This window comes from Bartonella heixiaziensis, from assembly GCF_046245125.2.
GTDB lineage: Bacteria > Pseudomonadota > Alphaproteobacteria > Rhizobiales > Rhizobiaceae > Bartonella > Bartonella heixiaziensis.
In genome coordinates, this window is the sequence record NZ_CP176404.1 from 895,311 (window position 1) to 908,700 (window position 13,390).

Annotated in this window: 6 protein-coding genes; all 6 read right to left on the reverse strand. The window is 43.6% G+C overall.

Going from position 1 to position 13,390, the window contains the following annotated elements; all coding sequences use genetic code 11:
- Positions 1-210: 210 nt before the first annotated feature.
- Positions 211-555 carry an HNH/ENDO VII family nuclease gene (locus ACKC4Y_RS03930; protein WP_006590511.1) on the reverse strand — a complete coding sequence of 115 codons (345 nt, stop codon included), beginning with the start codon at positions 553-555 and terminating at the stop codon, positions 211-213.
- A gap of 88 nt (positions 556-643) precedes the next feature.
- Complete coding sequence (locus ACKC4Y_RS03935) at positions 644-3,217, reverse strand: DUF6990 domain-containing protein (protein ID WP_409362143.1); 2,574 nt, start codon at positions 3,215-3,217, stop codon at positions 644-646.
- Between the two features lie 2 nt (positions 3,218-3,219).
- The gene (locus tag ACKC4Y_RS03940) at positions 3,220-3,687 is read right to left on the reverse strand and encodes an SMI1/KNR4 family protein (RefSeq protein WP_409362046.1); all 468 of its coding nucleotides are present in this window, start codon (positions 3,685-3,687) and stop codon (positions 3,220-3,222) included.
- Positions 3,688-3,741: 54 nt separating this feature from the next.
- On the reverse strand, positions 3,742-4,311 hold the full coding sequence (locus tag ACKC4Y_RS03945; protein ID WP_409362047.1) for an SMI1/KNR4 family protein: 570 nt from the start codon (positions 4,309-4,311) through the stop codon (positions 3,742-3,744).
- 52 nt (positions 4,312-4,363) lie between these two features.
- A complete protein-coding gene (locus ACKC4Y_RS03950; RefSeq protein WP_409362048.1) occupies positions 4,364-4,933 on the reverse strand; it encodes an SMI1/KNR4 family protein in 570 nt (189 codons plus the stop codon).
- Positions 4,934-4,986: 53 nt separating this feature from the next.
- Positions 4,987-13,347: a two-partner secretion domain-containing protein gene (locus ACKC4Y_RS03955; protein WP_409362049.1), complete on the reverse strand. Its 8,361-nt coding sequence runs from the start codon at positions 13,345-13,347 to the stop codon at positions 4,987-4,989.
- Positions 13,348-13,390 lie beyond the last annotated feature (43 nt).

Sequence of the window (13,390 nt, forward strand, 5' to 3'; positions counted from 1 at the left end):
CTTTTTCTACTATAGCCAATGGAATTGGGACGAGATTGATAAAATCATAAGAGATATGTTCTTGAAGGAGCTCTTTTCTCATCTGTCTCTGTAAAATCATCTCGCATTTACAATATATGATGTAATTAAAGGGGATGATCATTAAAGCTTAGAGAGCACCTTTTAGTGGCATTATTTCAATATTTGCAATAATTACTTTTTCTTTTTTTCCTACTTAGGAATTTTTTTTGAAATCCAACAAATAACTTTTCTGATAAAATTTGTCTTTGGCTTCATAGGAGCAACAAAACCCTTGTCTTGATAAAATGAGTAGAGAACCTCAACCATAGGACCTTCTTGTGTCATAGGATATAACATAACAGGCCTACAATCGACTCCAATAGGAGCTCTTTTTGATACCATTCTTTCCACATTTGTACCTGTTACTATCTGTCCTTTTTCTTTCCAAGAAGAAACTGTTTCAGGCTCAAACAGCTCATCTTCCTGATAAACTTTTTTACCTTTAAATTCCACAGGCTGAGCTGCTCCCATAATTTTTTTCTTTATCCATTTCATGATTCATAAGCCCCTTCGATTTTTGCAAAATAATCAATGTATTCTTTGTTCTAAATAAACTTAACAAACTCTCCTTCCAAGAAGGAGGTTATTCCTCGCTAGAAAGCTCTGAGTGATTATCAAAATCTTTTGCCACCTGTTCAATCAAAGCGTAGCTCAGTTGCTTGGTTTTTGCTACTTTTTTGGCTAAAGCTAATGCACGTTCTAGGTGGGTTTGGCTGATACTCTCGTCAAAGCCTAGGTGATCACCTGCTGTAAAACTTTTCTGATAAGATTGTAAGGTCTCAACATCACCCAATAAAGCAAGAGCGCCAAGATGAAATAAAGCATAATCCGTATTATCTGCTTTAGACGTTGCATCCTTTTCCCAAGGAGCTATACCATAATCAGAGCGTAGCCTTTTAGAAAGATCAATGTCTGTTACCGCCCATTCTAAAGCATCATCAAGCGCTTGCTTTAAGCGATCCGCAGTGACTTCTGGTTCAAAGATTTCTAATCCCTTGGCTTCAAAATTAAGCTGTATATCTGGAATATCTTCCGTGTGGGTAGGATCAATGAATTTACAAGCGGTGGAAAGAATGCCCGTGCTAATCATAAAGGCGCTATCAAATTGCGGGTAGTCTTTGGCAATTTCGTCGTTATAAAGAATATCTACTTCACGATCAGCCAATTGATAGCTTGCCATATGGTCATTCTCATTGATTTTCTCGGTTGACCAGCCTAGGCTTTTTAAAAGTGCATGAGCACTTTCCATGGTGAGACGATCATCAGTGTCATCCGCTTCATCCACTTCCTCTGCCACTTCAACAGAAGTTGTTTTAGAAGAAACAGGTGCTGTTTGCGGATCCAAGCTCAAAATCGGTGCATTTTTCGGAAAACCAGTCCGATAACGGCGTGCAAGAGTAAGGACGTTATCAATAATATGTGCTATGTTTTCCCTTATCAAAGCTGAAAAGTTTTTATCCTTCAAACTTTCCTTATAAAATTTGAGTTTTTCAACATCCCCAATAAGAATAAGTGCAATAAGGTGCAACTTCGCAAAATCATATTCACTGTCTGGGGACAAAGCCGCATAATCATAGATGATTTGATTCACATTTTGTCGATCAGCCCAGCACAAAATATCCGCACAGATCTGCTTCAGTTTACCTTCATCCAATTCAGTACTAGAAACTGCATAAACTTCTTCTGATTCTTTAAGAACGGTATATTGGGGAGTATCGATGAAAATAGATCGATAAGCTGTAGAAAAACCAAGTGTTGAAAGAGAAACCTTGAAGGTAACAAATGGTGTCTCTCCTTTTTTATCAAGGTCGTACACTATATTAATGATACGATCTTTCTTTATAAAATAAGCATTGCAATTGTAATTTTTATCACGATAGACTGTCCAGTCCATCCTTTTTAAGTCTTCAGAAACTGTATTAAGAAAAGACAAATCTTGCAAACTAAGACGATCATCTATGGCTTTTCGCTCATTAAGGATTTTCAGATATTCTTCAGCAAATTGAACGGCATGGTTAATATATCTCTCTACGTCACTGTCATCCAAAATCTCAGAAATCGTACCTGCTTCTAAAAAATTTTGATAAGATTTCAGGACATCAATTTGACCTGTCAATGCTAAACAAGCTAAATGCCAGACTATATCTATATTGTAGCTATATTTTTGGATAAGCGTTTTGCTTTCTATTGATGCTTGTAAATCTTGGGCACGTGCCCACTGTATTATCCGCTCAGAGATTTTGATAAGCTCTTGCTCATCTAATGTCTCTACACAAATATCAATACCTTTACCAAAACCACTAAAAATCCCCCCCCCAATCGTATTAAAAGAATTATAAATATTTTTAGGAGAAACACACCAATATTCCTTACTATAGTGAATACAATTGCAAGCGACAGAAATCATTTCATTAGATATTTCAGCTTCAATACGGGCATTGTAATTGTCATGGAGACGTATAAAACCAAAATCAAATTGAATAAAGCGGTCGGGCAAAATCAACCACATTTTTCCAGGCTCCGTAGCAAACCACCCTTGTGTTTTGAGAACGCGCATTGCTGCTGTGAGGCTTATCGAGCGCTGTTTGGTTTTTTTGCGCGTTAGAATATCATCCAACTCCCCATTTTTATAGGCTTGCGCAAAAAAAAGCAGGCGATCATCCGATGTCATTGTTTTATAATCAGCAAATTCTGGCACAGATAGTTTTGGAGTAGATCTATCACTCCTTAAAGCCTCCATATCACCAAGTAATGCTTGTGCAACGGCAGAATGATCAGCAGCTTCTTCGCACAACTTTTTTTCAATATCCTGTGCTTGCGCCCATGCAACCACTTTGTTTAAAGCGGTTGTGATATGGCTTTCGGAAAGATCTGGAGCTTTAACATTAAAATCCTCCTTCGCGTAAAACAGCACATCTTCATATTTACGCTGTGATTTTTCACCTCTAGAATATTCCCAGCCAAGACAATAAGTAGCGGTGGTGAGATCAGCCGAAAGCAAAAACTCTTTGCCTCTCTCTCCATAATTTTTTACACCATAGCCAATGCCAATAATGCGATCGGAAAGATAATAATAAGCAAATGTATCCCCCACTTCATCGCGATGGGGCTCCCAGCCCAGTCTTTTTAAAATCTCTGTGACATCTTTTGTTTGCATCGTCATGCCCCTGCATGGTCCTTAATTCTTTTACAGAGAAATTCATAAAAATTACTTGCATAATAGTGGGATTCTCCGGACATTGTCTCACAATAGAGTGGGCATTCACCATCCCGAAATTGAGAGTAATCAAAATAAAATGTTTCACCAAAATCAGTTCTATTCACGGCAAGCTGATTTGGTTTTGCGAAACCATTTTTTATATCCGTCAAATTATAGAAAACAATATCACCAGCAGGACACTTATCAAAACTTGCGTTATAAATGCTAAATATTTCATCACCTCCAATTTCTCCTCCTTTATAATTTTTTAAAAAGTCTTTATAAGAAGTTGTAAACTTTACACCAAGAATTTTCTCAGCTTCTTCAATCCTTTCATCACTAACCGCATCCTCTGCAGTGCCAAAATCAACAATATCACTATATTTCTCAACCAACTCTGCAACATCATCTAAGGTATAGATTTTCATAGATGATCCTCAAAGCGTGCGTTATAAACGCTCCATATTTCCTCACTATCAATTTCACCTCTTCCATAGTTTTTTCCAAAAACTCTTGTAAAAAGGGATAGGTTGCGGAGTGGGAGTGTTCTCAATCTTTTCAATCGGTTGATCACCTTCAGGTATCTCAACTCCCACGCTTTCTTTAATTCTTTTGCATAGGAATTCATAAAAATTACTGGCGTAATATTCGCAATCTTCAGATGGAAGCATGACATAAAGTGGGCATTCACCATCCCGAAACTGCGTATAATCAAAATAAAAGGTTTCACCAAAAGCAGCATCACAAACGATAAGCTGTTTTGGTGTTGCTAAACCACGTTTTCTATCATTTAAGTTTTGAAAAACAATATCATCAAAAGGAACACCTATAGGATGCTCATAAAGACTATAGATTTCATAACCACCAATGTCCCCGCCTTTATAATGTTTTAAAAAAGCTTTATAGGAAGATGTGAATTGCAAACCAAGAATTTCCTCAGCTTTTTCAATCACGAGATCATCAACCTCCTTATCTTTGCTAGCAAAATTAACAATATCACCTTCATATTTATCAACTAATTCTACAACATCATCTAAGGTATAGGTTTTCATGGATGATCCTCAAAACTTGCGTTATAAACGCTCCATATTTCCTCTATCAATTTCACCTCTTCCATAGTTTTTTCCAAAAACTCTTGTAAAAAGGTATAGGTTGCGGAGTGGGAGCGTTCTCAATCTTTTCAATTGGTTGGTCTCCATCAGGTATCTCTTCTCCCGCGCTTTCTTTAATTCTTTTACAAAGGAATTCATAAAAATTGCTAGCGTAATATTCGCAATCTTCAGATGGAAGCATGACATAGAGTGGGCATTCTCCATCCCTAAACTGCGTATAATCAAAATAAAAGGTTTCACCAAAGTCTGTTCTACTAACAACAAGCTGTTCTGGTGTTGCAAAACCATCTTTTCTATCATTTAAGTTCTGAAAAACAATGTCATTAACAGAAACACCTATAGGATACTCATAAAGACTATAGATTTCATCACCACCAATGTCCCCGCCTTTACAATGTTCTAAAAAACTCTTGTAAGACGATGTGAATTGTAAACCGAGAGCTTTCTCCGCCCTTTCAATCACGAGATCATCAACTGCGTCATCTTCAGTACCAAAATTGATAATATCACCATTATATTTATCAACTAATTGTATAACATCATCTAAGGTATAGGGTTTCATCAATTATGCTCCATCAATTATTCTATAAGTTTCTTTTCATCAACCGTAGAGCATTACTGCCGATGCTCCTGTCTCCATCTGTCAAAATTTAGACCTATAATGCCCCATTTCATATTGATTATTCCTCCTAAACTACTGTTTTCTTGTTCTCCATACCCATTACCAAGTTTATACCAATATTCCTCTCTCTGCTTCTCAAACTTTTTTCTCTCTATGAGCGATTGATGTGTTTTTGGATTAGCATGAATAACAGAAGTATATTTTTTATGAAATTCATGGCTCATTTCTGCTAAGGGTCCATCAGGGGTTTGATTTAGGTGATGCAACTCAACAGACTTACCATCATATCCTATAGGTGCTCTTCTTGCTTTCATTCTATCAATATTAGTGCCCCATACCGTTTTTTTGTTATTTTTCCAATCAGAAACTCTGTAAGGATCAAACAGGTCGTCTCTCCGATAAACTGTGTAGGTCTGTCCAAATTTGCTATCGGTAAATTTAGTGGGTTTCTTTTTTAACCACTTCTTTTTTTCTTTAGCAGCGAGTTTAGTTAGTTCTTTCCTAGCCGCAAGTTTGTCAGGATCTCCTTGAGCTGCAAGTTCTGCAAGATTTTTCTTGGAAGCGAATTGGGCAAAATCTTTCCTAGCAATGAATTTAATCCAAGCCTTTTCGCCAAGCTTTATGGCTCCCTTGGCTGCTCCAGCAACTCCTGTCATTAGGGATGCTGTTTCAGTCAATAATTTTCCAAATTCAAGACCAGCTTTAAAGGATCCACCAGCACCGGCTCGCTCATATTCCTCCTCCATTTTATTAATGCGATCTACATAGGACTGTCCAAGGGTCTGACCAATTGTCGCCAAAATCTCACCACTGCTGAAAAAATCTTTGAGCACTTTCAAAGTCTCTTCGGGATGTTTGGCTAGTTGCCAAAAACCATCAAGCGTATCGTATATTTCAGCCGGTACACCAGCTACTATACCAGCCCCAAAGCTTATACCTTGCCCTGTACTAATCGCAGACCACTTCGCAGACACTTCTGCTTCACATAAAAGGTCAGGACACTCCTTTAATTCTTTATTCATCTGGGCTATTTGAGCACTGCTGAGGTAGTTATTTGCAGCGGCATTACCAGCGGCATCGGCGCCGGCATCAACATTGCCACCGGCAAGGGCAGCGGCAACGCCCCCAGCAGCCCGTGCGACATCAATGGTGTGGTCTCTAAAGTCAGCAAACTGCGCATCAATCTTTGCGTTTATACGCGCTTCCTCTTCCGGAGTTGGGGTGCGACCGTTTAGATCCCCCATTTCCTCTTTCACAATGCCTTGCACCCACAATTTAAACTGGAGCATGGCTGTGGCTTCACCCACAGCCCCGCCGATAGCACCGGCAGAGCAAGCACCACTCGCAACCGCGCCTTTTAAGCAGCCAAGACCGGCGTGGGCAACGATCTGTGTGACCGTATCTATTTTGCCTTCAGCCTTGGCGGTACCGATTTCTTCTGCCAACGATTTGCCAACCGTATCAGACAGGGCGATGCGCAGATTGTTAAAAAAGTTCTTGTCAAGAGAGCCACCCTCAAGAGCCGTTTGCACGCCTGTGCCAATGGCGGCTTTGATCAGGTTCTTTTCCGCTTCAAGGGCGATACGATCGACAAAAGGAGCGGTTTTTGGCAAAGATTGTCCAACACCAACCATTTCCGTTATTTGGCTGGTTAAGCCTGCTGTCAACATCGACGAAACAATGCTGAGAATATTCTTGGAAGAGCCAAGCTCATGCAAGGCGCCGGCAATATTGCCGCGATTATTGACAAGAGCCACAGCGCTTTTGTTAATCAGCGCTTGGACACCTGCCTGTATCGCTGCATTCATGGCGGTGCTAGAGCCAAGCCCCAAAGCACCGGTAATGGCACTGGCAGCGCCCGAGGCTGCTCCGCCTGTAACCGCCGTGACAGCCAATGCCACGAGAGCCGCACCGGCTTCTGTCAGCCCTTGGGCTTTATAATCCCAATCTTTAAATTCAGCCTTTACTGCTTGCCAATCCACTTGCTTGGATAATTCTGGATCATCACGCAGTTGCTTGATCCATGCCAAGCCTGGAGAGTGTGACAATTGCTCAAGGGATTTGTCTAAATCACCGGTTGCCTGATATTCGACAACAAAGCCATTGCCTGCATCAAGCTTCATGCCACCCTTAGCATCTATGGTGACATGCTCGATGGTCTCCTTAAGGTAACCTTCGTCACCCTCACTCCACCACACAAGGTTTTCATTACGCTGATAAACATCCTTAAAATCTTGATCCTTGTTGGTCAGAAACTTGATCTTCCCCTTATCTGATGCCAAATGCATCTCGCCACCACTTGATAGCCCTGCCGCACCAAGTGTGAGATCCCCATTTTGCGCATGCATGGAGAGGTCTTTGCTAAACTCCACCGTGCTTTTGTTTGTGGTAACTTCAGTTGATTGTTGACGAAACTTATTCTTTTGTTTCGATTTGTCGCCTTCTTTGCCCCTAAGATCCAAGTCAAAACTGTTAACGTCTTGCACCGAAGTCAGCGTGAAAGCACCACCACTGGTGAGATTCCCATTACCTTCTCCTTTTACCTTAACCCCATCCATGATGAGGTCGTCGTTCGTAACAACGTTAAGATCATCCCCACTGTTGACTTCTGCCAAACGGTGCTCTCTGCTTTGGGCGTTATAATGCCCTTTTTCCAATGTCTGTGCATGTTCACTTTCTAGCGCCAATGCACTAAACGTGGCAGAACCACCGATAATCATCGTCATCGGACCGCCGCTGGTGAATTCCCCACCCTCTGCGCCAAGATCACCAAGGGATTGGATGTTTAATTCATGATTAGAGAGAATTTGTCCCTTCTGCCCAGCTCGATCACCAAAACCATATGCATTCGTGTCACGGATTTTAGCGGTGCTATTGACAATCGTATCACCCGTCATGGCAACCGTATCACCATGAATAACACCGGAATAATTGGCTAAAAGACCGTTACTGGTGAGTTCTACAGCACCGGTACCAAGCAAAAACCCACCATTATTGAACAAAGTTTGCGTGGTCGAAACGTGCAGTGCATCATCACTTACCACAGCACCGCTATTGGTAAGACGGTCCGCATTCAAGGTGACGCCATTGCCTTTCAAACGTGCACTGGCAAGATTTTCTTGCTGCGTTTTTGCCCCATAAACATCTTGTGCTAAAGAAGAATTTGGTGCCAAATAAACGTGGGGCACTAAGACCTCTTGTCCGTCGACAAGGTGGGTCTCAAGCCAGATCATATCCTTTTTGATCCCAGCAATCTGCTGAGGCGTTAAGGGCTTGCCTAGCACTAACCCCAAGGGACCTTGCTGCTCCACAGCATTGTCATAGAGCCTTTGCATTTGAGCATTGGGATCTTCAACATCAAGAAGAGTGCGATTGCCTGTCAGCTCAAAGATTTGCTCACCCACCAGACGATATTCAAAATAAGCATCGCCCAATCTTTTAAACACGTGCTCAGGCTTATAATTGCCAATCTTTTTTAAATAATAGTCCGATCCTAAAAATTTACTTGGGTTGATAAAGTCCTGTCGCGTCTCGATTAAAAACGGCACATCCGGTGATTGGCTGCCAGCCAACTCTGTCTTGACAGAGTTAAGCCCATCTTGCGTTGGCACCTGTATGGATTCTGGTGCGGGTGTTTGGATACTCGGTGCAAAAAGCCCTTTGTGCCCTTTCAAACCATTGATAATACCGTCCAATCGATCATTGCTAATCAGTGGTTTGGAACCGTCAAAATCGGGTGTTTGTCCCCCAGCCAAACCTTGATCGCCAGAGCTATAGCTGATCGACGGTTTAAAACCATCAACGTCAGTATTTTTAACGCCAGTCAAGCCTTTATTGCCAGAGCTTAAACCAATTTGACCGGCTCCATCACGCACTGCATGATTGTCAAGAGTGTCTGTAACCTTGACATCAAGAGTGCCACCAGCTTCAATCGTGCCGTAAACAGCATCATAAGTGCGTTTGGTTATTACAGGATTATCAACATATTCCCATGTGTCTGTATCTCCTAATTGAATAAGCCCTGCACCCAAAATATCACCAGATGTAGTTTCGATATGTGTTGTCGTCTCAATCTTGGTTGTTTCGGTTAAATCACGCCCCTCATTGAGCAGCGTATCGCCATGCATCACAATGTTGCCATTGGCAGCAATTAAGCTATAGCTATTACGGATATCGCCGGCATGAACCGTGAGATGACGCCCTGCTAAAATCTGGGCAGCATTACTGGTAAAATGAGGCTGCTGCTGACTAACCGTCGTTGTAACTCTGGTAGTTGTGGTAGTTGTATCAACAAAAAGCCACCCATCTGTTTCGGTATGTGATGTTTCATGGACATTGCGATTAACCACTTTATCGGTAACTTCAACCCCACCTTCGCGCACATTGGTAAGCGCTGAGACATCGAAGGTCATATCGCCGGATACGGCTTCTAAAAGCCCTGAGCTGTTGATCACATGACCAGCTCGCTCTCCACTTAAACCACGGATGATGAGATTGTCTTCAGCAATGACGTCGGCAAACTTATTGATAAAATCCCCATCTAAGGAGAAAATGGCAGATTTCTTGGCATAAATCAGCCCGCTATTGCTCATATCAGCGCTCACATTGAGCGCAACCCCATCACCACTTGAACCAATACTGCCGGCATTGTCCAAAACATCTGCGGTTAAAACAAAAGCGCCACCACTTTTGAGAACTCCGTCTTCACCATTTAAAACCAGAGCAGCTTGCCCCAATGACGGATCATGGCTTTCTGCTATAAGCGTAAAGCTGTCACTGGCTAAAAGCTGACCTGAATTGGCTAAAGATCCAAGCTTCGCATCAACAACACCGCCCACCATGATACCGGAATTGCTTAAAACACCATGGCTGTTGAGAGTAAGTACTCCGCCTTGCGCTTCCACAAGCCCAGCTTGGTTAAGGGTGTCTGCCTTCAGCGTTACATCATAGGCGGCAACCTTGCTTGGTTCGCCCAGCGTCAAGGTGCCATCGGTTGAGAGCTCTATCCGCTCTTGCGCAACAATGCGCCCCGTTTGGTTTAGAGTGTTTTGCGCACGCAAAGCAATAACGCCATTGCTTGCAAGCATACCGCTATTGGTTAAATCACCGTAACTTTCGAGAGTAAGTTCCTCACCTTGCGCTTCTATAAGCCCAGCTTGATTAAGGGTGCCTGCCTTCAGCGCCACATCATAGCCACCAACTTGGCTTGTCTCACCCAGTGTCAAGGTGCCATCAGTTGAGAGCTCTATCCGCTCTTGCGCAACGATGCGCCCCGTTTGGTTCAGAGTGTTTTGCGCATTCACAGTGATTGCGCCATTGCTTGCTATCGTACCACTATTGGTTAAATCACCGTGGCTTTCGAGAGTAAGCTCCTCACCTTGCGCCTCTATAAGCCCAGCTTGGGTGAGTGTGCCTGCCTTCAGCGCCACATCATAGCCACCAACTTGGCTTGTCTCACCCAGTGTTAAGGTGCCATCAGTTGAGAGCTCTATCCGCTTTTGCGAAACAATGCGCCCCGTTTGGTTCAGAGTGTTTTGCGCACGCACAGTGATTGCGCCATTGCTTGCTATCATACCACTATTGGTTAAATCACCGTGGCTTTCGAGAGTAAGCTCCTCACCTTGCGCCTCTATAAGCCCAGCTTGGGCGAGTGTGCCTGCCTTCAGCGTTACATCATAGCCACCAACTTGGCTTGTCTCACCCAGTGTTAAGGTGCCATCGGTTGAGAGTTCTATCCGCTTTTGCGAAACAATGCGCCCCGTTTGATTTAGAGTGTTTTGCGCATTCACAGTGATTGCGCCATTGCTTGCTATCGTACCACTATTGGTTAAATCACCATGGCTGGTCAGTTGAAGGTCACCACGCTCAATCTCTATGTGCCCTGCTTGGATCACACTATCAGCAACAATATTAACTGCCCCTTGCGTAGAAATGAGACCATCAACATTCTCGAAACTACCCACATCAATGCGCAAACCATCCCGCGCTAAAACATGCGCACCTTCATCATGTGTAGCGTTTTGTTGATCTGAATTTGTCGCTTCAGCGCTTTTATTGACAAAAGACGTTGCAACAATCTTCATCTCACCGGCTAAAGCACTGAGAAGACCAGCCTCATTATTTATATGACCAGCACGTGTCTCTTTCAGCCCACCAATGCTGAGAGCCTCTTCAGCAATAATTCTGCCCTGTGTGTTGGTCAGATTACCATCACTGAATAGATCCATAGATTTTTTGGCGTAAATCAGCCCACTATTGCTGACATTCCCTGCCACATTGAGGGCAACGCTCTCACCACTAGAGCCAAGCACACCGGCATTGTCTAATCGCCCTGCGATCAAAACCAAAACGCCGCCACTTTGAAGAACCCCTTCGGATGTATTCTCAAGAAAAGCTTGTTGCGGATCGACGCCTTCTTGTGCGTTTACCATCAAATGCAAATCATCGGTTGCAATAAACGTCCCTTGATTGGTAAATGCACCAATATGAGCATCGACACTCTCACCACGCATTGTGCCGCTATTGATAACCCCATCACGCACTTGAAGGGTTAATGCTCCCTCTTGGGCTTCCACAGTCCCTGCTTGGATTAAAGCATCAGCACTTAAAACCACATCATAACTTAAAATCGTGCTCTCTTGACCGGTTGTGAGCATGCCCCCCGCTGTCAATGCAACCTGCTGCATACTGACAATATCACCAGTATGATTGAGAGCACCATGGGCATCCAGCGTTATCTCCCCATTGGACAACACAGAGCCTTCTTGGATCAGGGCACCGTGATGCGCATAAAGGTCAATTTTTTGCTCTGCCACTAAGCGCGCACGTGATGTAAGCTCTGCTGCTTCCACCAAAAGAGAGCCGCCGGCGCTATAATGTCCAGCGCCTACAGTGAGCGCATCATCGGCGCTCAAGACAATATTCCCCTTGGCACCAATATGGTTGTTTAAAGCGGTGATTTGATTGGTTTCAATGATCAGATCGCCAAGGGAAGAAACCCCTGTTTGATCATTGTCTTGCATGCGGCTTAGATCAATTGTTGCTGCTTGGATCTTTAAAAGATCACCGGCGGCTATCCGCCCATTCCCCGCCTCAAGCTTTGCTGCCTGTAAGTGCAAAGAACCCGTCGCTGACTGTTGACCATCACTTCCAATACCGCTTGCTATAAGAGCATGAGACTGGAGCTTGATCACATCGGCGCGCACATCAACAGCACCGCTTGCCGCAACGCGAGCTTTCTCAGCCAGTTCAACATGTTTCAAAGCCTTCAGTTCAACCGCTTCTTCTGAAAAAAGAAGATCTTTCACATGCACACTGTCGTGGTGGGAGTGAGCCTTCACTACTCCTTTGGCACGTGCTTTGGCAATCACCAGCTTGCCATCACTTGTCAATCTCATGGCGCCTGCATTGGCAACCATGTCTCCGCGCATCTTAACGCCGGCGCCTTTATCATTGGCAATCACGCGGATCTGCCCCGCATACATTCCACCAAACTCACTGGAATCAATCGCCAATTCTGGCTCTTTGCCATCAGAACCAAGAGAAGTTGCTTCGCGTTTGTCATAATCAAAATGATTGTGACCAGCGATAACAGCCAAATCTCCTTTGACCTGTATGGGACCCCCGACACTGATCTTGCGCGAAACAAGATCAAAAATATCTAATGCACTCCCATCAGCCCCACGAGCGCCTATGGTGATATCACCACCCTCAACACGCAATCCACTCAAAGCCCCATCGGCTCCAATAATCGGTTGTCCGGTTGATAAAGTCACCCGTGGAGTATTAATAAAGCCACAACCGTTACAGGTAATCCCATTGGGGTTGGCGATAATAACATCCGCCATATGCCCGTGGACTTCGCTCACGCCTTCAAGACGCGAGCGATTGGCACTTACTACTTCATTGAGGATAACCTTTGCCGCACCGCTATAACGCAAATTGCCGTTGCCTGGCACCAATCCCCCAAGCTGTGAACGCGAAACCTCCTCAGTCGAATTGTTCAAAATCACGCCATGGGTATCAACATTGAAATTGTCATATTTGTTATGAGAAAGACCCTGTCCATTGGGGCGAACAATATCAATCAGCGGCACATCATTGCCGGCTTTCCCCACCGTGGGGCGGAAAACAGAGCCAACCCCGTCAGCTGCTTTAATCCCTTGGCTCTCTTGTGCAACAGGACTTCGCGCTCCAAGCGCTTGTGCTTGCAACAACAAAGGCTGAAAAGCTAAGCAAAAACTTAAAACCAGTGAAAGCCCTTTATGGATCCCTCGCTGCAAAACACAAAGAACGCGCTGCCCTCGCTTGTATCCATATCCCAATCTATGCTTTTGATTTTTCAATCCCCGCATCTTCAGCTCCTCATAAAATTCTTTATCTCTTTAAAAAAAACAA